The sequence below is a fragment of the Streptomyces caniscabiei genome (assembly GCF_014930365.1).
Classification (GTDB): Bacteria; Actinomycetota; Actinomycetes; order Streptomycetales; family Streptomycetaceae; genus Streptomyces; species Streptomyces caniscabiei.
On sequence record NZ_JABXWI010000011.1, the window covers coordinates 253,025 to 275,448 of the forward strand.

The window sequence follows — 22,424 nt, forward strand, 5'->3', positions numbered from 1 at the left end:
GCGGCCCGTCCGGGTGGGCGGGTGCGGTGGTCTCGGGTGCGTCGGCTTTCACGAGGGCTGCTCCGTGGCGGACGCGGCGGTCTTGCGCAGGCCGCGTTCGATGCGGTCGGCGAGGCCCTTCGCCTCGTGGCCGAGGCCCGACTGGGCGGGGGCGGTGGTGGCGCCGGGCTTCATCGCGTCCTCGGCGGCCTGCGGTTCGGTGACGGTGCGGCCGTCGGCGAAGCCGGAGACCGCGTAGACGACCACGGGCACGTCGGTGAGGACGGAGATCGTCCAGGAGGCCCGCTGGTCGTCGCCGAAGCCGGCGGCGACCGTCCCCTCGGCGGCGTACGGGCGGGGCATCGCGTCGGTCCGGCGGTCGAGGCCGTCCTGGGTGAAGCGGGCCCTGAGCGCGGTCATGGCGGCGGCGTCCGTCCTGGTGAACAGCAGGCCGACGGTGGTGACGTTGCTGCGGGTCGCGTCGGTGTAGGTGGCGCGCAGCAGCCGCAGGCAGCCGACCGGGGCGAGGGCCTTGCGCAGCAGCGGGTCGAAGGCGTCGGCGCAGCCGCTGTCGGGTGCGACGGCGATCCGGGTCCAGGTGCGGTCGGTGCCACCGGGTCCGGCTCCCTCGCCCTGGACGGTGGGCGGGAACAGGACGTCGACGGGCACGCCGTGCCACAGGTCGCCGGCCGCGGCGAAGGAGTTGCGGGAGTCGTCCGCGCCGGAGTCCCCGGTGAGCCAACTCCCGGCCGCCGCACCGCCGATGAGTCCGACGCCGAGCACGACGCACGCGGCCACGGCCGCCGCCCGCGCCTTGGTGGGCCGGGGTCTGCGCCGTCCGTCGTGCGGCTCGGGCGGCGTCCACGCGGACGTGTCCGGCTGCGCGAAGGTCACGAAGGGCCGTCCCTGGGACGTGCCGAGCACGCCGTCGATGGCCTCGGCCGAGCGCCGTGAGGGACCCGAGGGCGGCTGCCAGCCGCCGGGGCGCTCGGGGGTGAGGGGCCGCGGGCGGGGAGTCCCCTCGGGGCCGGCCTCCTCGGGCAGTGGACGTCGCAGGGGCGAGACCGGGGGCGGCACGGTGCCGCCGGACGCCGGTATGCGGTCGCGCGGTGTCGACGCCGCCGACGCCGAGGACCGTCCGGTCGGGCGGGGGGTCGCGTCGTGCGGGCCGGAGCCGGTGGGCCGGGACGCGTCGCCGCCGGGGGCCGGTCCGGCGGGACGTGGTGGTGCCCCGTCGGCGGAGCGTGCCGAGGAACCCGTGGGCCGGGGCGCGCGGTCGCCGAGGGGCGCGGCCGAGTCACCGGTCCGGGCACCCGGGGCCCGCGCGGCGGGTCCCGTACGCCGACCTGTGTCGTGCGCGGCGGGCGGGGCGTCGGGGAAGCGTGCCGAGGCCGGGGGCGGGGTGTCGTTCGCGCGCCGGGGGGCGGGCCGCTCGTCCGGGAAGCGGGCGGACGCCGTCGGCGGCTCGTCCGGGAAGCGGGCGGACGCCGTCGGCGGCTCGTCCGGGAAACGCGCCGACGCCACGGGCGGGACGTCAGGGAACCGGGTCGCGGACGGTGGCGGGGTGTTCAGATAGCGGGTCCAGGTCGCTCGTCGGTCGTCCGGGGAGGCGGCCGAGGCGGCGGGAGGAGTCTCCGGGCGACGGGCCGAGGTCCGGGGAGGCGCGTCCGGGAAGCGGGCGGAGGCCGCCGGGGGCGGGGGCGGGGTGGCGGAGGTGCCGGCGTTCTGGTTCGCGGCGCGCCGGAAGTCGGAGAAGCGCGGGTGTTCGGCGCGGCGCCCGCCCCCGCCGTCCACGACGGGACCACGGCCCGCGCTCTGCCCGAACGACTGGCCGGAACCCCGCGTGGGGCCACGCCCGTTGCCGCTCTGTCCCGCATCATGCCCGGGGCCACGACCGGCGGCCGTCTGCCCGGCACCCCGCGCGGGAGTCCGCTCCGTCGCCTCGCCCGAACCGCGCGCCGGATTGCGCCCGTTGGCCTGGCCGGAGCCGTGGGCGGGCCGCTGGGTGGTCGGCGGAGGGGTCGGCTGGGCGGCCGGCTGTCGGGAACCTCGCGAGGGGTCGGTGTGCCCGGCGACCGGGCCGGAAGCGCGGCCACGGGAGGACGCGGGTTCACCCCGACCACCGGAACTCCGGTTGTTCGCAGGGGTGTTCGGCGCGTCCGCGGCACCGGGACGCCGTACGTCCCGGGCCGCGCCCGGTGTCGGCGAGGGTGCCGTGGACGGGCGGGGCGGGGTGGTGGGTCGCGCGGGCGCACCGGCCTCCGGCGGACGCTGCGGGCGACGGGGCGCGGTGGGCCCGCCGGCCGAGGGCGCGCGATCGGGGCGGGGCGGCAGGGCCGAGGAACCGCCCCGGGGACCGGAACCGGGTGGGGCAAGCGGCCCCGGCGTCGTGGAGGCCGACCGGTCCGGACCAGCCGGCCGTGGGCCCGGGCCGCCACCGGCGGACGGCCGCGGACCCGGGCCGTCTGTCGTGTGCGGGCGCCTGCCCGGTGTCTCCCGGTCCGGCGCGGTGTCCCGGGACGGCGGCCGGGTCGGGTCCGCCGGGTGTGCGGTGTCGGCCGCCGGGGTGGTCGGGGGCGGGGTGTCCGTCGGGGTGCCCGGTGCCGGGGCCGACGGGTCCTGGCCCGGTGGTATGGAGGGGCGGGGTGGGACCGGGGGGCGTGGGGGAATGGAGGCGCGGCGCGCTTCCGTGCTCATGCACCCCCCGTTTCCTCGTCCGTGCAGACCCGGAGGTCGTCGTTTCCTGCCGACCCGAGGGTCGTCGTCCGTACGGACCGGGATCCCGAGGTCGTCCGGGTGGCCCGCCGCCCGTGGGGAGCGGCCGTCGCGCACAGCGGGGGTGTCGCTCGCCAGGCCCGCCGACACCTCGGGCAAGCCATACCCGTGGCAGCGGATCGGCATCCCCGTCGAGGTCGTCCCTGCGTGCGCGTCACTCTACGGGTTGGCCCCGGTCGAACGGGAACCAGTCCGCGGGACCGTGGCTTTAGCCCGGAACGTCCCCCTACCCTGCGGTAATCATGTCTGGCAGGCTTCGTGCATGACTGCGCGCGCCGCCGACCGGGCCCGGTACGACCGGGCCACAGCACATCTCGACGCCCCGCTGGCGATCGTCGACCTCGACGCCTTCGACGCCAACGCCGACGACCTCGTCCGCAGGGCCGGCGGCAAGCCGATCCGCGTCGCGAGCAAGTCCGTTCGCTGCCGGGCCCTGCTGGAGAGGGTCCTGGCCCGTGAGGGCTTCCGGGGCATCATGTCGTTCACGCTCGACGAGTCGCTGTGGCTGGCCCGTTCCGGGTTCGACGACGTCCTCCTCGCGTACCCGTCGGCCGACCACGAGGCCTTCGCCGAACTGGCGGGCGACCCCAAGCTCGCCGCGGCGGTGACCGTGATGGTCGACGACCCCGCCCAGCTCCAGCTGATCGACAACTCCCGCCGCGGCGGCACCGAAGTCGTCCGGGTCTGCCTGGAGTTGGACACCTCGCTGAAGCTGCTCGGCGGACGGGTGCGCGTCGGCGCGCGGCGCTCCCCCCTGCACTCCCCCGCGCAGGTCGCCGACATGGCGCGCGCCGTGGCCGAGCGCCCGGGGTTCAAGCTGGTGGGGATCATGGCGTACGAGGGTCACATCGCCGGTGTCGGCGACTCGGTGGCCGGCCGGCCGCTGCGGTCTCGGGCCGTGCGGATGATGCAGGCCACCGCGAAGAAGGAGCTGGCCGCGCGGCGGGCCGAAGTGGTGCGCGCCGTCCGGCGGGTGGCACCGGACCTGGAGTTCGTCAACGGCGGCGGCACGGGCAGTGTGCAGCACACGGCGGCCGAGGACGCGGTCACCGAGATCGGCGCCGGGTCCGGGCTGTACGTGCCGCGGCTCTTCGACAACTACACCTCGTTCACGGGGCGTCCGGCCGCGCTGTTCGCGATGCCCGTCGTACGGCGCCCCGGTGTCGGGGTCGTCACCGTCCTGGGCGGCGGCTATCCGGCCTCCGGCGCGCCGGGCCGCGACCGGCTGCCGGTGCCGTATCTGCCGGAGGGGCTGAAGTACGACCCGCAGGAGGGTCCCGGCGAGGTGCAGACCCCGCTGCTGGGCGCGCCCGCGGACGACCTCCTGCTCGGCGACAAGGTGTGGTTCCGGCACGCCAAGGCCGGTGAGCTGTGCGAGCGGTTCGACGTGCTGCACCTGGTGGAGGGCGACGAGGTGACGGCGACGGTGCCGACGTATCGCGGCGAGGGTCACACGTTCCTGTAGCGCGTTCCGGTAGCGCGGGTCACGAGGGGCCGAGGCTGCTGCCCACTCCCCCGCCCGTTTCGGAGTCCGTGTCGCCCGCCGGTCGGATGCCTTCGACGATCTCGTCGATGTCGTCGAGCGGCGGGCCCTCGGCGCCCGCGTCGAGGGCGAAGCGGACGAGGACCGGCGCCCCGGAGCCACTGCTGGAGGGGAAGACGAGGGACTGGACGTAGCCGCCGGAGCCTGCCCCCGTCGTCACCCGCCAGCGCACGTAGTAGCCGGCGCGGCCCGCGACGGCGACCGAACCGGAGCCGACGACCTCGTGGCCGGTGATGCCGTCGTACGGCTGCTGGTCCAGGCCGTTGCGGTCGAAGGCGTCCTTCGCGGCGTCCTCGACGTCGTTCTCGGCGAGGACCTTCGGGGAGGTCTCGTCGCTGCCGGTGACGGTGCGCGAGACGACGACGCCACCGCGGCACACACTGCCCTCGCCGGGGCAGTCGAAGGTGCCGTCCGTGACCAGGACGGCGTCGTCCTCACCGGAGCGGTCGCCGTTCTCCCAGCCGTCGGGGATCGGGAACGTGATGCCGTTGAGGTCGTCCACGACGAGTTTCGCGTCCCCGGAGGGGGACGGGCCGGCGGACTCGGTCGGGGCAGGGCTGTCCTTCCCGTCGGCCTCGGAGGTCGGGGACGCCGTGGTGGTCCGTGTCTCCCGGCCGGCGTCGCCGTCCTCGCCGAGCAGCAGGACACCGCCGGTGACCGCCCCGGCCACCAGGACGGCCCCGACGGCGGCCAGGGCCACGACCTTGGTGCGGCCGGGACCCCGGCGCGCGGGCGACCCGGGCTGGGGCAGCGGTGGCACGGGCTGTTCCGGCTGGCGCCGGTGGTCGGTCCACGTGGTCCCGTCCCACCAGCGTTCGGTGAGCGGGAAGGACGGGTCGCGGTACCAGCCGGGCGGCGGCGAACTGCTCATCCCGGCACTCTAATCACACCGGCGGGGTCGGTGTTCCGGTGGCCGGGAGGCGGCGCCCCGCGCGGGTCCGGGGGACAGCGCCCCGCGCGGGTCCGGGACGTACCACCCGAGCGGGGTGACGCAGGCGGACGTACCGCCTAGAGCGGGGTGACGTAGGCGCCCGAGATACCGCCGTCGACCAGGAAGTCGGTGGCGTTCACGAACGACGAGTCGTCGCTGGCGAGGAACGCGACGGCCGCCGCGATCTCGGTGGCCTCGGCGAACCGGCCGACCGGGATGTGCACGAGCCGGCGCGCGGCCCGCTCCGGGTCCTTGGCGAACAGTTCCTGGAGGAGGGGGGTGTTCACCGGCCCCGGGCAGAGCGCGTTGACGCGGATGCCCTCGCGGGCGAACTGCACACCCAGCTCCCGCGACATCGCCAGCACACCGCCCTTGGAGGCCGTGTAGGAGATCTGGGAGGTGGCGGCGCCCATCCGGGCCACGAAGGACGCGGTGTTGATGATCGAGCCCTTGCCCTGGCGGCGCATGTAGGGGATCGCGGCCTTGCAGCACAGGTAGACGGAGGTGAGGTTGACCTCCTGGACCCGCTTCCAGGCCTCCAGGCCGGTCTCCAGGATGGAGTCGTCGTCGGGCGGTGAGATGCCCGCGTTGTTGAAGGCGATGTCGACGCTGCCGTAGGTGTCGTAGGCGGTCTTGAAGAGCGCCTCGACCTGCTCGGGATCGGTGACGTCGACCTTCACGAAGATTCCGTCGACCTCCTCGGCGACCGCCTTGCCGCGTGCCTCGTCCACGTCGCCGCAGACGATGCGCGCGCCCTCGGAGGCGAGCCGGCGCGCGGCGGCCAGGCCGATGCCGCTGCCGGCGCCGGTGATGACGGCGGTGCGGCCGACCAGGCGGCGGCAGATGTTCTCAGGGGTCGTCGAGGTCACTGTGCGGAGCCTTCCGTGCTGATGAAGACGTTCTTGGTTTCGGTGAAGGCGGCGAGTGCGTCCGGGCCCAGCTCACGGCCGATGCCGGACTGCTTGAAGCCGCCGAAGGGGGTCCAGTAGCGGACGCTGGAATGGGAGTTGACGGACAGATTGCCCGCGCGGACGCCCTGGGAGACGCGCAGGGCGCGGCCGACGTCCCGGGTCCAGATGGAGCCGGAGAGGCCGTACGGGGTGTCGTTGGCGAGCCGGATCGCGTCCGCCTCGTCGGTGAAGGGCAGCAGGACGGCGACCGGGCCGAAGATCTCCTCGCGGGCGGCGGCGGAGTCGGGCAGTTCGCCGGTGAGGACGGTCGGCGGGAACCAGAAGCCGGGGCCCTCGGGGGCCTCGCCCCGCAGCGCGGAGGCGTCGTCGGGCACGAACGACCGTACGCGGTCCAGCTGTTGACGGGAGATCAGCGGGCCCATCTGGGTCTTCTCGTCGGCGGGGTCGCCCACTACCACGCCGGCCAACGACTCGGCGAGCAGGCTCTTGACCTCGTCGTACACGGACTCCTGGACCAGGACGCGGGTGCGGGCGCAGCAGTCCTGGCCGGCGTTGTCGAGGAAGGAGAACGGGTCGACGGCCGCCTTGAGGTCGGCGTCGGCGAAGACGATGTTGGGGCTCTTGCCGCCGAGTTCGAGGGTGACCTGCTTGACCTGGTCGGCGCAGAGTTCCATGACGCGCTTGCCGGTCCGGGTGGAGCCGGTGAACACGATCTTGGCGACGCCGGGGTGACGGACGAGGGCCTCGCCGGTGATGTCGCCGCGGCCGGGCAGCACTTGGAGGAGGTGTTCGGGGAGCCCGGCCTCCAGGGCGAGTTCGGCGAGGCGCAGCGCGGTGAGCGGGGTGGTCTCGGCGGGCTTGAGGATCACGGCGTTGCCGGCGGCGAGTGCGGGTGCGGTGCCCCAGGCGGCGATCGGCATGGGGAAGTTCCAGGGCGCGATCACGCCGACGACCCCGAGCGGTTCGAGGATCGTGACGTTCAGGCCGCCGGGCACCGGGATCTGCCGGCCGGAGAGCCGTTCGATCCCGCCGGCGGCGTAGTCGAGCAGGTCCCGGACGTTGCCCGCCTCCCAGCGGGCGTTGCCGAGGGTGTGTCCGGCCTCGCGGACCTCCAGCAGGGCCAGTTCCTCGATGTGGTCGTCGACGACGGCGGCGAAGCGGCGCAGCAGCCGGGCCCGGTCGGCGGGGGCGACGGCGGCCCAGGCGCGCTGTGCCTTCTCCGCCCGGCGCACGGCCGTGTCGACGTCCTGCTCGGCGGCGCCCGCGACGGCGGCGATCACCTCCTCCGTCGCCGGGTTGAGGACGTCCAGGATGTGGTGCTGGGACAAGGGGTGCCTCACAGACGTTCGAAGGAGCGGCGCAGCTCCCAGTCGGTCACGGCGGCGTCGAAGGCCGCCAGCTCGACGCGGGCCATGTTCAGGTAGTGCGCGACGACCTCGTCGCCGAAGGCGGCCTTGGCGATGGGGCTGTTCTCCCAGAGTTCGGCGGCCTCGCGCAGGGTGGTCGGCACGTGGTCGTACTCGGCGGCGTAGGCGTTGCCGGCACACACCTCCGGCAGTTCCAGCTTCTGCTCGATGCCGTACAGGCCGGCCGCGATCAGTCCGGAGACGGCGAGGTGCGGGTTGACGTCACCGCCGGGGAGCCGGTTCTCGAAGCGCATCGAGCGGCCGTGGCCGACGACCCTGAGGGCGCAGGTGCGGTTGTCGTAGCCCCAGGCCACGGCGGTCGGGGCGAAGGAGCCCGGCTGGAACCGCTTGTAGGAGTTGATGTTGGGGGCGTAGAGCAGCGAGAAGTCGCGCAGGGCGGCCAGCTGTCCGGCGAGGAAGTACCGCATGACCTGGGACATGTCCTGTCCGTCGGCCATGACGTTGGTGCCGTCGGCGTCCGCGAGGGAGAGGTGGATGTGGCAGGAGTTGCCCTCGCGCTCGTTGTACTTCGCCATGAAGGTGAGCGAGACGCCCTCCTGCGAGGCGATCTCCTTGGCACCGGTCTTGTAGATCGCGTGCTGGTCGCAGGTGACCAGGGCCTCGTCGTACTTGAAGGCGATCTCGTGCTGGCCGGGGTTGCACTCGCCCTTGGCGGACTCGACGGTCAGCCCGGCGGCCTCCATCTCGTTGCGGATGCGCCGCAGCAGGGGCTCGATGCGGCCGGTGCCGAGGACCGAGTAGTCGATGTTGTACTGGTTGGCCGGGGTCAGACCCTTGTAGCCGGCGTCCCAGGCCTGCTCGTAGGTGTCCTTGAAGACGATGAACTCCAGCTCGGTGCCGACGTTGGCCGTGTAGCCGAGTTCGGCGAGGCGCTCCAGCTGGCGGCGCAGGATCTGGCGGGGCGCGGCGACGACCGGTGAGCCGTCGTTCCAGGCGAGGTCGGCGATGAGCATGGCCGTGCCCTCGTTCCACGGCACCCGGCGCAGGGTCGACAGGTCGGGGTGCATGGCGAAGTCGCCGTAGCCCCGGTCCCAGGAGGACATCGCGTAGCCGTCGACGGTGTTCATCTCGGTGTCGACGGCGAGGAGGTAGTTGCAGCCCTCGGTGCCGTGGGCGAGTACATCGTCGAGGAAGAAGCGCGCGGCGAACCGCTTGCCCTGGAGGCGCCCTTGCATGTCGGGGAAGGCCAGGACGACAGTGTCGATCTCACCGCCCGCGACGAGGGTGTGGAGTTCCTCGACGGAGAGCGGGGGTGTGCGGTCTGCCACGGGAAAGCCTCCTAGAAGCTTCTTCGGCCACCCCGGAGCCATTCAGCCATCCGGGAGCCATAAGGTATTACCCGTAACCATTAGTTGGGAAGGGGGAACGGTCACATGTCGCGGACAGGGGCGGAACCGGAGACTCCGTGGGCCGACGACCGACTGGCGTCCGTCCTGCGTCCGGTCCGGGCGGGCAACGGCTTCGAGGAGGCGCTGGAGCAGATCCTCCAGGTGGTCCGGCTCGGCCTGGTGCCCGGCGGCGAACGGCTGCCTGCCGAGCGCGAGCTGGCGGAGCGGCTCGGCATCAGCCGGGTGACGCTGCGCGAGGTGCTGAAGGTGCTCCAGGACCAGGGCCTGATCGAGGCGCGCCGCGGGCGGTACGGCGGCACGTTCGTGCTGCCCCGCGTCGCCACGCCGGACGAGGACGAGCTGCGCCGACGCCTGAAGGGCATCGACGTCGAGGACACGCTGCGCTTCCGTGAGGTGCTGGAGGTGGGCGCGGCGGGGCTGTGCGCGGCGCACGGCCTGACCGGCGAGCAGGCGGAGCGGCTGCGCGGGGCGCTGGCGCGCACCCACAACGCGCCGCTCGCGGAGTACCGGCGGCTGGACACCCTGCTGCACCTCACCCTCGCCGAGCTGTCGGGCTCCCCCTCGCTGGCCGCCCAGTACGCGGGCGTACGCGCCGGGGTGAACGACCTGCTCGACTGCATCCCCCTGCTGGTGCGCAACCTGGAGCACTCGCAGCAGCAGCACACGGCCCTGGTGGAGGCCGTCCTCGACGAGGACGCCGAGGCGGCGCGGGAGATCATGCGGGAACACTGCTCGGGCACGGCGGCCCTGCTGCGCGGCTTCCTCGGATGAGCCGGATGAGCACGTATTTACGCTCGCTTAACGCAGGGGTATTGCTTTTCGGCCACCCACCCCACAAAGGTATGGATCCATTCCTTTGAGTGGGGAGAGTGCGCCATGTCCCTGAAAGCCACCGACACCGCCGACGCGGCGGACGACTATCTGGAGCGCCGGACGCTCCGCCGGGGCAGCGCCGGCTGGGTCCTGCTGACCGGCCTCGGCGTCGCCTATGTCGTCTCCGGCGACTTCTCCGGCTGGAACCTCGGCCTGGCGGAGGGCGGCTTCGGCGGTCTGGCGATCGCCACGGTGCTCATGGGCACCATGTACGCCTGTATGGTCTTCGCCCTCGCCGAGCTGTCCGCGATCCTGCCCACGGCGGGCGGCGGCTACGGCTTCGCACGCCGGGCGCTCGGCCCGTGGGGCGGCTTCCTGACCGGCACGGCGATCCTGATCGAGTACGTGCTCGCCCCCGCCGCGATCGTGATCTTCATCGGTGACTACGTCGAATCGCTGGGCCTGTTCGGTCTGGAGTCCGGCTGGCCGGTCTACCTCGTCTGCTTCGCGATCTTCATCGGCATCCACCTCTGGGGCGTCGGTGAGGCGCTGATCGCCAGCTTCGTCGTCACGGGCATCGCGGTCTTCGCCCTGATCGTGTTCGCCCTGGGCGCGCTGCCCGACTTCAGCGTCTCCGCGCTGGACGACATCCCGGTCGACTCCTCCGCGTTCGGCGCGAGTTCCTGGCTGCCCATGGGGCTGCTGGGCATCTGGGCGGCGTTCCCGTTCGGCATGTGGTTCTTCCTGGGCGTCGAGGGCGTGCCGCTGGCCGCCGAGGAGACCAGGGACCCGGCCCGTACGCTCCCCAAGGCCATCCGCTGGTCGATGGGCGTCCTGGTGGTGCTGGCGGTCATCACCTTCTTCGCCGCGGCCGGCGCGCGCGGCTCGAACGCCATCCAGGCGGCCGGCAATCCGCTGGTCGAGGCGCTCCAGCCGGACGGCAAGGCGACGGCGCTCAGCCGGTTCGTGAACTACGCCGGTCTGGCGGGCCTCGTGGCTTCCTTCTTCTCCCTGATCTACGCCGGCTCGCGCCAGCTCTTCGCGCTCTCCCGGGCCGGCTACCTGCCCCGCGTCCTGTCCCTCACCAGCGGTCGCAAGGCCCCCTACCTGGGACTGCTGGTGCCGGGCACGATCGGCTTCGCGCTGGCCGCGGCCACCGGGGACGGCGGCCGGATGCTGAACATCGCTGTCTTCGGCGCCACCATCAGCTATGCGCTGATGTCCCTCTCGCACATCGTGCTGCGCCGCCGCGAGCCGGGGCTGGAGCGGCCGTACCGCACGCCGGGCGGCGTGCTGACCTCCTCGGTCGCCCTCGTCCTCGCGTGCTCGGCGCTGGTGGCGACGTTCCTGGTGGACGTGACGGCGGCGCTCATCGCGCTCGGCGTGTACGCGGTCGCGGCGGCGTACTTCGGGTTCTACAGCCGCAAGCACCTGGTGGCGAAGGCGCCGGAGGAGGAATTCGCCGCGCTGGCCGCGGCCGAGGCAGAGTTGGCACGGGACTGAACGACCCGTTCCACGGGTTCCGTGGAACGGGACTTTCGTGACTTCCACACGTGAGGAGCATGTGTGACCAGGCCGTTGATCGGTGTGAGTACGTATCTGGAGTCGGGCGCGCGCTGGGGTGTCTGGGAGCTGGAGGCGGCCCTGCTGCCGGCCGGCTACCCCCGGCTCGTACAGGCGGCGGGCGGCATCGCCGCGATGCTGCCGCCGGACGACCCGTCGTACGCCACCGCGGCGGTCGCCCGTCTCGACGGCCTGGTCATCGCGGGCGGGCCCGATGTGGACCCCGCCCGCTACGGCGCCGAGCGCTCCCCGCGCTGCGGCCCGGCCGCGCCGGCACGCGACGCGTGGGAGCTGGCGCTGATCCGGGCGGCGCTGGACGCCGGGACGCCGCTGCTGGGCATCTGCCGGGGCATGCAACTGCTGAACGTCGCGCTCGGCGGCACGCTGATCCAGCACATCGACGACCACATGGCCGGGGTCGGCGTCTTCGGCCGCCACGCGGTGAAGCCGGTACCGGGCACGCGGTACGCCGACATCAACGCGGAGGAGGCCGACGTCCCGACCTACCACCACCAGGCCGTCGACCGCCTCGGCACGGGCCTCCTCCCCTCCGCGTACGCCTCCGACGGCACGGTCGAGGCGATCGAACTCGCCGACCCCGCGTGGGTGTTGGGCGTGCAGTGGCATCCCGAGATGGGCGAGGACGTGCGGGTGATGCGGGCGCTTGTGTGCGCGGCGGCGGTCTGAGTGTGAGGGGCGCCACATGGGTGGGGGGCGCCTCCTGAGGTGGGGGGGACGGCGATCTGGCGGCTGCGGGCCCGGTGGGGCTTCTCGCGCAGTTCCCCGCGCCCCTGAAAGACCAGGCCCCTGCGGGCCTGAAAGACCACAGCCCTGCGGGCCCGAAAAGCGCGGGGCGCAGCCCCTGCTTTTCAGGGGCGCGGGGAACTGCGCGAGAAGCCCCACCGGCCCGCGGCCGCGCAGCGAACCCCGGTCACCCCACCCCTCGCGTCAACCCCAACAGATCCCGCGCGGGCCCGGCCGGGCGGTGGCCTGTCGGCCAGACCGCTCGGAGGGCGCGCCGTAGGCGGACCCCGTTCACGGGGACGCGGACCAGGCGGCGGGCGGAGAGTTCCTCGCCGAGGGCGAGTTCGCTGAGTACCGCCGGGCCCGCGCCGCTCAGCGCGGAGGACTTGACCGCCGTCGTGGAGGACAGCTCGATGAGAGGGCGGGCGAGGCCCCCCAGGGCCGCTTCCAGGACCTGCCGGGTCCCCGACCCCTTCTCGCGCAGGATCAACGGCGTGGAGGCCAGCTCGGCCGCCTCCAGCGGCTTGCGGCGGCGCGCCCAGGGGTGGCTCGGCGCGGTCACCACGATCAGGTGGTCGTGCGCTATCACGGCCGCGTCCAGCCCGGCCGGCACGGTCGGCCCCTCGACGAACCCCAGGTCGGCCTCGTCCGCCAGCAACCGCTCCGCCACGACCGTCGAGTTGCCCGCGAGGAGCGACACCGCCGTGTCGGGCCGTTCGGCGCGCAGCGCGATGAGCCAGCCCGGCAGCAGATACTCGGCGATGGTCATGCTCGCGGCGACCCGGAGCCGCGAGTCACGCCGGTCCCGCAACGCCTGCGCGCCCACGTCGAACGCCTCGGCCGCCTCCACGATCCGCCGGGCCCAGTCCGTGACGAGCGCTCCCGCGTCGGTGAGCCGGGACCCGCGCGGCGACCGGTCCACCAGCGCGACCCCCAGCTGGCGTTCCATCGAGCGGATACGACTGCTCGCGGCGGGCTGGGTGATGCCCAGCTCCCGCGCCGCCCGCCCGAGCGAACCCAGCCGGGCCACGGCCAGCAGCAGTTCGAGCGCCCCGAGGTCCGGCACCCGGTGGGCCAGTCCGCCCCGCTCCCCGCTCGTCTCACTCATAACCCCAGCTTATGTCCCCATACAGCCGAACTCCCTGGTGGGCCCCGCCCGGCAGCGGGACGCTCGCAGCATGGCCACCGCAGTCCGCCCACCCCAGCCAGTCCTCGCTTCCACGCCGCCCTCCCACTCCCGCCCCCGCCCGTTCCCCGCGCTCCGCCACCTCGGTCCGAACTGGTACGCCCCGGTCATGGGCACCGCGATCGTGGCCTCCGCCGGTGCCGGGCTCCCCGTGGGCGTCCCGGGTCTGCGGACGGCCTGTGCGGCGGTGTGGGCGCTCGCGCTCGTCGCCCTGGTCGCCGTCCTCGGCGCCCGCGCCCTGCACTGGACCCACCACCGCGACCAGGCCCGCGCCGACCTCCTCGACCCGGCCGTGGCCCCCTTCCACGGCTGCCTCTCCATGGCCCTGCTGGCCGTCGGCGGCGGTGCCCTCGTCGTCGGCCGTGACTGGATCGGCGTGCGGGCGGCCGTCGCCCTGGACGTCGTGCTCTTCGGCGCCGGGACGGTCGCGGGCGTTCTCGCCGCCGTGGTCGTGCCGTATCTGATGATCGTCCGGCAGCGGATCGACGCGGAACGGGTCACCCCCGCCCTGCTGCTCCCCCTCGTCGCCCCGATGGTCTCCGCCGCGCTCGGTCCGCTGCTCGTGACGTATCTGCCGCCGGGGCAGGCCCGGCAGACGCTGCTGTTCGGCTGTCTCGCGCTGTTCGGGCTGAGCCTGCTGGCCACCCTGGTCGTGCTGCCGGCGGTGTGCGGCCGGCTCGTCGCGGCGGGGCCGTTGCCGCTCGCGCTCACACCGAGCCTGTTCCTGGTCCTGGGCCCGCTCGGGCAGTCGACCACCGCCGTCGGCAACCTCGCCGACGCGGCCCCCGGCGCCGTACCGGCCTCGTACGCGCACGCCTTCGCCCCGTTCGCCGTTCTCTACGGTGTGCCCGTCCTGGGCTTCGCGCTGTTCTGGCTCGCGCTCGCCGCCGCCCTGGTGGTCCGCGCCCGGCGGCGGGGGATGGGGTTCTCGATGGCCTGGTGGGCGTTCACCTTCCCGGTCGGCACCTGTGCGACGGGTGCGACGGGGCTGGCCCGGCACACGGGGCTCGTCGCCCTCGACGTCCTCGCCGTCGCGCTGTACGCGCTGCTGCTGACGGCCTGGGTCACCGCCGCCGTGTGCACCGCGCGCGGTCTGGTCAGCGGCGCGCTGCCCGCAGCGCCGCGTCCAGCACCCGCGGAGCCTCGGCCAGCGACGGCCCGTACCAGGTGAGGTGCCGGCCGCTGAGCAGCGCGCACGGCAGCCCGGGGAAGGCCTCGGGGCCGTCGTCGGCGGTGAAGCGGTACGGCTCGTCGGGCAGGACCACGACGTCGGGCGCGGCGGCCCGCAGCTCCTCCACGGGGACCCGGGGGTAGCGTTCGGCGTGCCCGGCGTACAGGTGGTCCACACCGAGCCGGGCGAGCACGTCACCGGCGAAGGTGTCCCGGCCGAGGACCATCCACGGCCGCCGCCAGACGGGCACGACGGCGGTCGTCCTACGGCCCGGCGTCAGCGGACCGTCGGCGGCGCCCGGCGGCCGGGACCACGCCGACTCCGCCTCGTCCAGCCAGCGCGGCCGGGAGCGGGCCCCGCAGGCGCGCAGCACCCGGTCCAGTTCGGCGCAGGCTCCCGGCACGTCCCGTACCTCGGTGACGAGGACCTCGACACCCGCCTCGCGCAGGGCGGCCAGGTCGGGCTCGCGGTTCTCCTCCTCGTTGGCGATGACCAGATCGGGGGCGAGCCGGACGATGTCGTCGGTCCTGGGGTTCTTGGTGCCGCCGATCCGCACCACGTCAAGATCACCCGGGTGGGCGCACCAGTCGGTGGCGCCGACCAGCACGCCGGGCAGCGAGACGGCGACGGCCTCCGTCAGGGACGGGACGAGGGAGACGACCCGGGGGAGGGAGCGCGGCACGACCTCACGCGCCCTTGCGGTGGCGGTCCTCCAGGGCCTCGATGTGGTCCGCGACCGCGACCACGATCACCCGGGTCTCGGGCTCGGTGGCCCGCCAGCGGTGCCGTACGCCACCGGACATGTACAGCGTGTCACCGCGTCCGAGGCGGTGGGCACGGCCCTCGGCCTCGACCTCGACGGCGCCGTCGACGACGTACATCAGCTCGTCGTTGCGGTGCTGGACCTCGCGGCCCTCGTCGTGGTCGCCGGTGAACTCCATGGCGTGCAACTGGTGGTGACCGCGCACCAGGGAGCGCGAGGAGGCGTCGGGGGGCGTGAAGCCGTCCTCGTCGGCGGCGCGCACGACGTCGACGCTGCACGCCGGGTCGGCCGCGGCGAGGAGTTCGACGGCGGTGGTGCCGAGGGCGTCCGCGATGCGTTCCAGGGAGGGCCTGCTGGGGCGGGCCCGTTCGTTCTCGACCTGGCTGAGGAAGGGGACCGACAGGCCGCTGCGCTCGGCCACGGCGGCGAGGGTGAGCTCCTGTGCCCGGCGCCGCCGCCGGACGGCCGCGCCCACCCGAAGGGGCTGTTCTTTGTGGTCGCCCATCGCTCCGGCTCCCTCCTTCGCTCGTCGGTCGGCTCGCGGACTCCCGTCGGGCGGGTCCGCGAACGCTCACTGGTCCGGGTACGGATGCCCACCCGTCCGGCACTCATCGGGCGCGCTTGTCCTGATGAGTTCTCTGCACCCTACGCATGTTCGGCAAACCGTTTCACGCGCCCGTCACATCCCTGTGAAACGGCAGGGGGTCCATGCTCACACTTCTCGCCAGCGCGGCCACCACCCCGCCTCCGTTCTCGCGGCCTCGTCGCACCGCCCGGCGAGGGTCGTCGCGGCCCCGGCGACCGCGCGGAGCACCCCCTCCGGCACACCGTGTCACCACGCCGCCGGTGCGGGTCCGCCGACCGCCGTAGCCGTCCCGCGCAGCCACGACATCGTCCCTGGCGCTCGGCGCGGCCGCTCGCCGTCCCGCCAAGTCAGGGACTGCGGAGAGGAGTTGGGGACGCGGGAGCGGCCCGCACCACCCGGCCGCCGAGCGGCGGAACCGGGTGGACGCGGACCGCCCCAGGGTTGTCCGGATCTTTCTCGTACGCCCGTACGCGAACCCCTTCGTACGTTCGGGCCGTCGCGACCTGCTACCTCACGGGGGCCATCTCGTCGACGATCCCCGGGTGCGCGTCGATCCACTTCTCGACGCCCTCGTCCTCCTGGCCCCGCCCGGCCTTCCGGACGGCCTGCTCCAGGCTCATCAGCTCGTCCGGGGTCATGTGCCAGTTCTTCAGCCAGCCGTTCAGCTCGGCGTACTTCTCGGGGAAGTCCCGGTGCGCGAGCGTACGGATCTGGTTGTTCGCGCCCCAGGTCTTCTCGGGGTCGGCGAGCCGCGTCAGGTCGTACGCGTCGTACGCCCAGTGCGGCGACCAGAGCACGACGGCGATCGGCTCCCTGTTCGCGTAGGCGCGGTCCAGCTCGGCGAGCATCGAACTCGTCCCGGCCTCGGTGAGCTTGAAGTCCGACAGCCCGTAGGCCGGCATGACGGTGTTCTCCAGGCGGACCATCTGACCGGTGCCGGGCTCGATGCCGACGATCCGGCCCTTGAACTCGTCCTTGTGCGCCCGCAGATCGTCCATCGTGCGCACACCCTTCACGTACGACGGGACGGCGATCTCCAGTGACGTCCTGTCGTACCAGGCGCCGAGGTCGACGAGATCGGCGCGGTACTTGTCCCAGTACGACTTCTGCGCCACCGGCAGCCAGGCGTCGAACTCGACGTCGACCTGCCCGGTGGACAGGCCCGTGTACAGCGGACCGATGTCGAGCTTGGTCTTCTTCGGCCGGTAGCCGCGCTTCTCCAGGACGTTCTCCCAGAGATGGGTGACGGCGACGCCCTCGTCCCACGCCGGGTAGCCGATGACCGGCGCGGCACCGGCCTGCCTGCCCCGCTCGTAGTGGGACCCGGCGACCGGGGCCAGCTTGTCGACGATCCCGGGGTTCTTCTTCAGCCAGGCCCGGACGCCGTCCTCCTGGTGCCCCTTGCCCGCGTCCTGGATCGCCCCTTCGAGGGAGGTGAGCTGGGCGTCGCCGAGCTCGAAGTCCTTCAGCCACCGGGCGACCTGGGGCTCGTCCTTCGCGAAGCCCTTCCGCCCGAGGGTGTGGATCCCGTCGCCCGCGCCGAAGGCGCCCTCGGGGTCCTTCAGCTTGGTCAGCTCGTACTTGTCGTACGCCCAGTGCGGCGACCAGAGCGTGACCGCGACGGGTTCCTTCTTCTGGTAGGCACGGTCCAGCTGGGCCAGCATCGCGGAGGTGTTGGACTTGACCAGCTGGTACTCGCCCTCGAGTCCGTACCTGTGCTGGACCTCGTCCTCGTAGAGCTTGGTCTCGCCCGCGCCGGGCTCGATGCCGTAGATCTTCCCCTTGAACAGGTCGGCCCTGCCCTTGAGGTCGTCGAGGGACTTCACGCCCTTGACGTAGGAGGGGACGGCGATCTCCAGCGAGGTCTTGTCGTACCAGCTGCCGTAGTCCTCCAGCCGGTCCTTGTACTTCGCCCAGTACGAGGCGTGCGTGGCCGGCAGCCAGGAGTTGGTCTGGATGTCGACGCTGCCCTGTGCCTGCCCGTTGTAGAGGGCGCCGACCTCCAGCGACCTGGTCTGCGGGGTGAAGCCGCGCCGCTGGAGGATCTCCTTCCAGAGGTAGGTGGAGGCGACGCCCTCGGGCCAGTCGATGTAGCCCATGCTGATGGGGCGGCCCTTGCCGACGTCCGAGGTCACCTCGGTGCCGTCGTCCGACCGGCCGAAGACGTTCAGACCGCCGGCGACCAGCGCGAGGACGACCACACCGACCATCGCGACGGGGGTGGCCGGCTTCCAGCGCAGGAAGCCGAGGCCGCCGACGGCCGTGTGCGCCTTGGCGAGGGCGCGGCGGCCGAGCGGCGACACGCGCTGGTTGAGGGCGCCGGTCATCCGGTCGAGGTAGATCGCGAGGACGACGACCGCGATACCGCCCTCGAAACCGAGGCCGACGTCCACGGAGCTGATGCCGTCGTACACGGTGGAGCCGAGTCCGCCGCCGCCGACCATGCCCGCGATGACGACCATCGACAGGGCCAGCATGATCACCTGGTTGACGCCCGCCATGATCGTGGGCAGCGCCAGCGGCAGCTGCACCCGCCACAGCGTGCGGCGCGGATGGGTGCCGAACGCCTCGGCCGCTTCGACGAGTTCGGCGTCGACCTGCCGGATGCCGAGTTCGGTGAGGCGTACGGCGGGCGGCATCGCGAAGACGATGGTGGCGACCATGCCGGGCACCGGGCCCACGCCGAAGAAGAAGATGCCCGGGATCAGATAGACCATCGCCGGCATCGTCTGCATGAAGTCGAGCGCGGGGCGGATCGCGCCGCTGACCGCGCGGCTGCGGGCCGCCCAGACACCGATCGGCACGGCGACGGCGAAGATGATCACACAGGAGACCAGCACCAGCGCGAGCGAGTTCATCGCCGGTTCCCACTGCTCGATCGAGTCGATGAGCGCCAGGCCCGCGAAGGCCAGCACACCGGGGAGCAGCCCGCGCAGCCAGACGGCGAGCACGGCGAGGATGCCGGCGAGCAGCAGGGGGTCGGGGGCGGTGAGCACCGCGTTCGCCGCGTCGTACATGGCCTCGACGACGACCTTGACGAGGTCGAAGAGCGGCCCGAGGTGGTCCCGCAGCCAGTCGACGCCGTGGGCGACCCAGTCGCCGAGGTGAACCCTAGGCACTGGCCTTCACCGCCCGTACGGCCTTGTCGCGCGGGGCGTCACAGGGCACGGGCGCGGCGCCCTGCGGGTCCGGCCGACCGTCCCGGTCGTACCGGCCGTCCCGGTCGCCGAGGAAGCCGATCAGGCGCCGCTGCGGCACCACGCCGACGAGGACGCCCTTCCCGTCGAGCACCGCGACCGGGTGGGACAGCCGGGCGCTGAGCGCGCAGAGGTCCGCGAACGGCATGTCGGGCGTCGCGGTCCCGCAGCCGCAGTCCGCCTCGTCGCCGCGCACGGCGGTGTCCATCACGGCTCGGGCGGTGAGCACCCGGGAGCGGTCGACGTCCTGGGTGAAGGAGGCCACGTAGTCGTCGGCGGGACGGATCAGGATGTCCTCGGCGGTGCCGGTCTGCACGATGCGGCCGTCGCGCATGACGGCGATGCGGTCGCCGAGACGCATGGCCTCGTTGAGGTCGTGCGTGATGAAGACGATGGTCTTCTTCAGGGTCTGCTGGAGCTCCAGCAGCTGGTCCTGCATGTCACGGCGGATCAGCGGGTCGAGCGCGCTGAACGACTCGTCCATCAGCAGCACGTCGGCGTCGGTGGCGAGCGCGCGGGCCAGGCCCACGCGCTGCTGCATCCCGCCGGACAGCTCGTCGGGCCAGGACTTCTCCCAGCCGGCCAGGCCACACAGGGCCAGCGCCTCGGTGGCGCGCCGCAGCCGTTCGGCGCGCGGCACCCCCTGGACCTCCAGGCCGTACGCGGCGTTCTCCAGGACGCTGCGGTGGGGGAAGAGCGCGAAGTGCTGGAAGACCATGCTGATGCCGGTGGCGCGCACCGCCCGCAGTTCGCGGTCGTCGATCGCGGTCAGGTCCCGTCCGCCGAAGCGGACGTGTCCCGCGGTGGGCTCCAGGAGCCCGTTGAGCATGCGCAGCAGTGTGGACTTGCCGGACCCGGACAGACCCATGACGACGAAGATCTCGCCCGGCTCCACAGTGAAGGAGGCGTCGATCACGGCGGCGGTGGTGCCCTCGGCTCGCAGTTCCTCGCGGTCGGCGCCGGCCCTCAGCCGGTCCACCGCGTCGTCGGGTCGTCTGCCGAACACCTTGAACAGGCCCTCGGCTTCGAGTCTGGATGACTCCCTGGCTGACACATGCACCTCTTGGTTCGCTACGAAACGGCCCGCCTCCCCCGCCCGCAGGCCGGCCGTGGAGCGCGGCGGGATCGGCCCGCCCGGCCCGTGGTGTCGACACCACGACCGGCGCTGCTCCGGGCCCGCGCCTGCCCCGGCCCTACCGGGCGAAACGCGACCGTGGCCCGCTTCACAGGGCATTCACCGCAGGCCAGGGGCGTTCACGGAACACCTCCACGGGGCGCACGCGCTGTCGCGAGGGGACACGCGGGCCGCCCCGCCGAGGGCCGCACGCCGGTACGGCGGAGCCCGTACGCCGGAGCCCGTGCGGCGGTACGGCGGGGCCCGTGCGCCGGTACGGACAGTGCCGCGCGCCGGTGCGGGGAGAGCCGCGCGCTGCTGCGTCGGCGGCCGGGTGTCCGTGGGGTACGGCATGATGCGGGACGTGACCCGACGCCTGATGCTTCTCGACACCGCCTCGTTGTACTTCCGCGCCTATTTCGGGGTGCCGGAATCCGTGAAGGCCCCGGACGGCACCCCGGTGAACGCCGTGCGCGGGCTGCTCGAATTCATCGACCGGCTGGTCAAGGACCACCGGCCGACGGACCTGGTGGCGTGCATGGACGCGGACTGGCGCCCGCAGTGGCGGGTCGACCTGATCCCCTCCTACAAGGCGCACCGCGTCGCCGAGGAGCACGAGGCCGGGCCGGACGAGGAGCAGGTGCCGGACACGCTCTCCCCGCAGGTACCGGTGATCGAGGCGGTGCTGGACGCGCTCGGCATCGCGCGCGTGGGCGTCGCCGGGTACGAGGCGGACGACGTGATCGGCACCTTCACGGCACGGGCGGAGGAGCCGGTCGACATCGTCACCGGCGACCGCGACCTGTACCAGCTGGTCGACGACGAGCGCGAGGTGCGGGTGCTGTACCCGCTGAAGGGCGTCGGCACCCTGCAGCTCACCGACGAGGCGTGGCTGCGCGAGAAGTACGGGGTGGTCGGGCGCGGGTACGCGGACCTGGCCCTGCTGCGCGGCGACCCGAGCGACGGCCTGCCGGGGGTGCCCGGCATCGGCGAGAAGACGGCGGCGAAGCTGCTCGACCAGTTCGGCGACCTGGCCGGGATCATGGCCGCCGTCGACGACCCGGCGGCGAAGCTGACCCCGTCGCAGCGCAAGAGGCTCGACGAGGCACGGGCCTATGTCGCGGTGGCGCCCAAGGTGGTGCTGGTGGCGGCGGACGTACCCTTGCCGCACGTCGACACGGCGCTCCCGCGCGCTCCGCGGGATCCGGCGGCGCTGGAGGCGCTCGCAGCGCGCTGGGGGCTCGGCGGATCGTTGCAGCGACTGCTGGCGACGCTCGGGACGTGATGAGGTACGCCCGGCGGAGGGGGCGTACGCCGGTGGGTGGGGTGACACTCGGTGGTGAGGGGTCTGAGGCGCGATTCACATCGTGAAGTCCTCGTCTTCGCTCCGAGCATGGGGTGTCGACAAGGGGGAGATGGTAACTTAGGCAAGCCTTAGCTAGGTATTTGGGAGGCCGTCATGGCAGAGCGTCCGGTACGCAGGACCCCGAAGCCCCACTCCGCGCGAGTCGTCCGCACCGAGCGGCTCACTCCGCACATGCAGCGCGTCGTACTCGGTGGCGACGGCCTCGCCGACTTCGCCCTGCGCGGCAGCACCGATCACTATGTGAAGCTCCTGTTCGGGCCCGAGGGCGTGACCTACCCGGAGCCCTTCGACATCGAGCGGATCCGCGCGGAGTTCCCCCGGGACCAGTGGCCGGTGACCCGGACGTACACCGTGCGCGCCTGGGACCCCGAACTGCGCGAGCTGACCATCGACTTCGTGCTCCACGGCGACGAGGGTATCGCCGGTCCCTGGGCCACCCGCGTCCAGCCGGGCGAGCTGGTCCGCTTCCTGGGCCCCGGCGGCGCGTACGCGCCCAACCCGGAGGCCGACTGGCATCTCCTGGTCGGTGACGAGTCCGCCCTACCGGCGATCGGCGCCTCGCTGGAGGCCCTTCCCGACGGCGCCCGCGCGCACGCGTTCGTCGAGGTCGCCGGCGCCGAGGAGGAGCAGAAGATCAACTCCGACGTGGAGGTGGTCTGGCTGCACCGCGGGGACCGACCCGTCGGCGCTGCCCTCGTCGAGGCCGTGCGCGCACTCAAGTTCCCCGAGGGCCGACTGCACGCCTTCGTCCACGGCGAGGCCGGCTTCGTCAAGGAGCTGCGCCGCCTGCTCCGCGTCGAACTCGCCGTCCCCCGCGAGGACTTGTCCGTCTCCGGCTACTGGCGCCTCGGCCACGACGAGGACGGCTGGCAGGCCGCGAAGAAGGATTGGAACGCCCGCGTGGAGTCCGAGCAGGAGAGCGCCGCGACGACGGCCTGATCCGGCGCCCCTGACACCGGGCGGGCACGCCCTGCCCGGACCGGCGCGCCGCCGGGTGCGCGCGTTC

17 protein-coding genes are annotated in these 22,424 nt (G+C 73.3%); 7 read left to right on the top strand and 10 right to left on the bottom strand.

Features of this window, described 5'->3' with window-relative positions; translation table 11 throughout:
* Positions 1-48: 48 nt before the first annotated feature.
* Entirely contained in the window at positions 49-1,773 is a 1,725-nt protein-coding gene (locus HW837_RS48945) for a hypothetical protein (RefSeq protein WP_313895553.1), read from the bottom strand.
* A gap of 1,243 nt (positions 1,774-3,016) precedes the next feature.
* Here HW837_RS48945 and HW837_RS29585 point away from each other — a divergent pair.
* Positions 3,017-4,219, top strand: coding sequence for an amino acid deaminase/aldolase (locus HW837_RS29585; protein WP_045557143.1), 1,203 nt, complete (start codon positions 3,017-3,019; stop codon positions 4,217-4,219).
* A 19-nt stretch (positions 4,220-4,238) separates the two neighbouring features.
* Here HW837_RS29585 and HW837_RS29590 read toward each other — a convergent pair whose 3' ends face one another.
* The 4 genes from HW837_RS29590 to HW837_RS29605 all read right to left on the bottom strand — a co-directional run bounded on the left by HW837_RS29590 (position 4,239) and on the right by HW837_RS29605 (position 8,834).
* A complete protein-coding gene (locus tag HW837_RS29590) occupies positions 4,239-5,168 on the bottom strand; it encodes a DUF2510 domain-containing protein (RefSeq protein ID WP_045557142.1) in 930 nt (309 codons plus the stop codon).
* 137 nt (positions 5,169-5,305) lie between these two features.
* Positions 5,306-6,097: a 3-oxoacyl-ACP reductase gene (locus tag HW837_RS29595; protein ID WP_045557141.1), complete on the bottom strand. Its 792-nt coding sequence runs from the start codon at positions 6,095-6,097 to the stop codon at positions 5,306-5,308.
* Positions 6,094-7,467: an aldehyde dehydrogenase family protein gene (locus HW837_RS29600; protein WP_060885387.1), complete on the bottom strand. Its 1,374-nt coding sequence runs from the start codon at positions 7,465-7,467 to the stop codon at positions 6,094-6,096. The genes HW837_RS29595 and HW837_RS29600 overlap by 4 nt, the downstream gene beginning before the upstream one ends.
* Before the next feature lie 8 nt (positions 7,468-7,475).
* Complete coding sequence (locus HW837_RS29605) at positions 7,476-8,834, bottom strand: glutamine synthetase family protein (RefSeq protein WP_045557139.1); 1,359 nt, start codon at positions 8,832-8,834, stop codon at positions 7,476-7,478.
* Positions 8,835-8,939: 105 nt separating this feature from the next.
* Between HW837_RS29605 and HW837_RS29610 the strand changes: the two genes are divergently transcribed.
* The 3 genes from HW837_RS29610 to HW837_RS29620 all read left to right on the top strand — a co-directional run bounded on the left by HW837_RS29610 (position 8,940) and on the right by HW837_RS29620 (position 11,978).
* On the top strand, positions 8,940-9,686 hold the full coding sequence (locus HW837_RS29610; protein WP_045557138.1) for a FadR/GntR family transcriptional regulator: 747 nt from the start codon (positions 8,940-8,942) through the stop codon (positions 9,684-9,686).
* Between the two features lie 105 nt (positions 9,687-9,791).
* The gene (eat, locus tag HW837_RS29615) at positions 9,792-11,231 is read left to right on the top strand and encodes an ethanolamine permease (RefSeq protein WP_045557137.1); all 1,440 of its coding nucleotides are present in this window, start codon (positions 9,792-9,794) and stop codon (positions 11,229-11,231) included.
* A 63-nt stretch (positions 11,232-11,294) separates the two neighbouring features.
* Positions 11,295-11,978: a gamma-glutamyl-gamma-aminobutyrate hydrolase family protein gene (locus HW837_RS29620; RefSeq protein ID WP_093789386.1), complete on the top strand. Its 684-nt coding sequence runs from the start codon at positions 11,295-11,297 to the stop codon at positions 11,976-11,978.
* A 244-nt stretch (positions 11,979-12,222) separates the two neighbouring features.
* Here HW837_RS29620 and HW837_RS29625 read toward each other — a convergent pair whose 3' ends face one another.
* Positions 12,223-13,143, bottom strand: coding sequence for a LysR family transcriptional regulator (locus HW837_RS29625; RefSeq protein WP_045557135.1), 921 nt, complete (start codon positions 13,141-13,143; stop codon positions 12,223-12,225).
* A gap of 70 nt (positions 13,144-13,213) precedes the next feature.
* Between HW837_RS29625 and HW837_RS29630 the strand changes: the two genes are divergently transcribed.
* Positions 13,214-14,392 carry a TDT family transporter gene (locus tag HW837_RS29630; RefSeq protein WP_193380457.1) on the top strand — a complete coding sequence of 393 codons (1,179 nt, stop codon included), beginning with the start codon at positions 13,214-13,216 and terminating at the stop codon, positions 14,390-14,392.
* Here the strand turns inward: HW837_RS29630 and HW837_RS29635 are convergent.
* The 4 genes from HW837_RS29635 to HW837_RS29650 form a co-directional block, all read right to left on the bottom strand.
* Positions 14,319-15,074 carry a helical backbone metal receptor gene (locus HW837_RS29635; RefSeq protein WP_045557133.1) on the bottom strand — a complete coding sequence of 252 codons (756 nt, stop codon included), beginning with the start codon at positions 15,072-15,074 and terminating at the stop codon, positions 14,319-14,321. The genes HW837_RS29630 and HW837_RS29635 overlap by 74 nt on opposite strands.
* A gap of 4 nt (positions 15,075-15,078) precedes the next feature.
* The gene (locus HW837_RS29640; protein WP_045557132.1) at positions 15,079-15,660 is read right to left on the bottom strand and encodes a helix-turn-helix domain-containing protein; all 582 of its coding nucleotides are present in this window, start codon (positions 15,658-15,660) and stop codon (positions 15,079-15,081) included.
* A gap of 587 nt (positions 15,661-16,247) precedes the next feature.
* Positions 16,248-18,860, bottom strand: a complete 2,613-nt coding sequence (locus HW837_RS29645) for an ABC transporter permease/substrate binding protein (protein ID WP_193380456.1) — start codon at positions 18,858-18,860, stop codon at positions 16,248-16,250.
* A complete protein-coding gene (locus HW837_RS29650) occupies positions 18,853-19,992 on the bottom strand; it encodes a quaternary amine ABC transporter ATP-binding protein (RefSeq protein WP_193380455.1) in 1,140 nt (379 codons plus the stop codon). Before HW837_RS29650 ends, HW837_RS29645 begins: the two co-directional genes overlap by 8 nt.
* 415 nt (positions 19,993-20,407) lie before the next feature.
* Here HW837_RS29650 and HW837_RS29655 point away from each other — a divergent pair, with 415 nt between their 5' ends.
* A complete protein-coding gene (locus tag HW837_RS29655; protein ID WP_177261797.1) occupies positions 20,408-21,337 on the top strand; it encodes a 5'-3' exonuclease in 930 nt (309 codons plus the stop codon).
* Positions 21,338-21,511: 174 nt separating this feature from the next.
* The gene (locus HW837_RS29660; protein ID WP_045557129.1) at positions 21,512-22,357 is read left to right on the top strand and encodes a siderophore-interacting protein; all 846 of its coding nucleotides are present in this window, start codon (positions 21,512-21,514) and stop codon (positions 22,355-22,357) included.
* Positions 22,358-22,424 lie beyond the last annotated feature (67 nt).

Bases quoted from the DNA above. Each gene is read 5' to 3' on its own strand.
- HW837_RS29585 (WP_045557143.1), top strand. From the start codon at position 3,017: ATGACTGCGCGCGCCGCCGACCGGGCCCGGTACGACCGGGCCACAGCA.
- HW837_RS29590 (WP_045557142.1), bottom strand. From the start codon at position 5,168: ATGAGCAGTTCGCCGCCGCCCGGCTGGTACCGCGACCCGTCCTTCCCG.
- HW837_RS29610 (WP_045557138.1), top strand. From the start codon at position 8,940: ATGTCGCGGACAGGGGCGGAACCGGAGACTCCGTGGGCCGACGACCGA.
- eat (WP_045557137.1), top strand. From the start codon at position 9,792: ATGTCCCTGAAAGCCACCGACACCGCCGACGCGGCGGACGACTATCTG.
- HW837_RS29625 (WP_045557135.1), bottom strand. From the start codon at position 13,143: ATGAGTGAGACGAGCGGGGAGCGGGGCGGACTGGCCCACCGGGTGCCG.
- HW837_RS29630 (WP_193380457.1), top strand. From the start codon at position 13,214: ATGGCCACCGCAGTCCGCCCACCCCAGCCAGTCCTCGCTTCCACGCCG.
- HW837_RS29640 (WP_045557132.1), bottom strand. From the start codon at position 15,660: ATGGGCGACCACAAAGAACAGCCCCTTCGGGTGGGCGCGGCCGTCCGG.
- HW837_RS29655 (WP_177261797.1), top strand. From the start codon at position 20,408: ATGCGGGACGTGACCCGACGCCTGATGCTTCTCGACACCGCCTCGTTG.
- HW837_RS29660 (WP_045557129.1), top strand. From the start codon at position 21,512: ATGGCAGAGCGTCCGGTACGCAGGACCCCGAAGCCCCACTCCGCGCGA.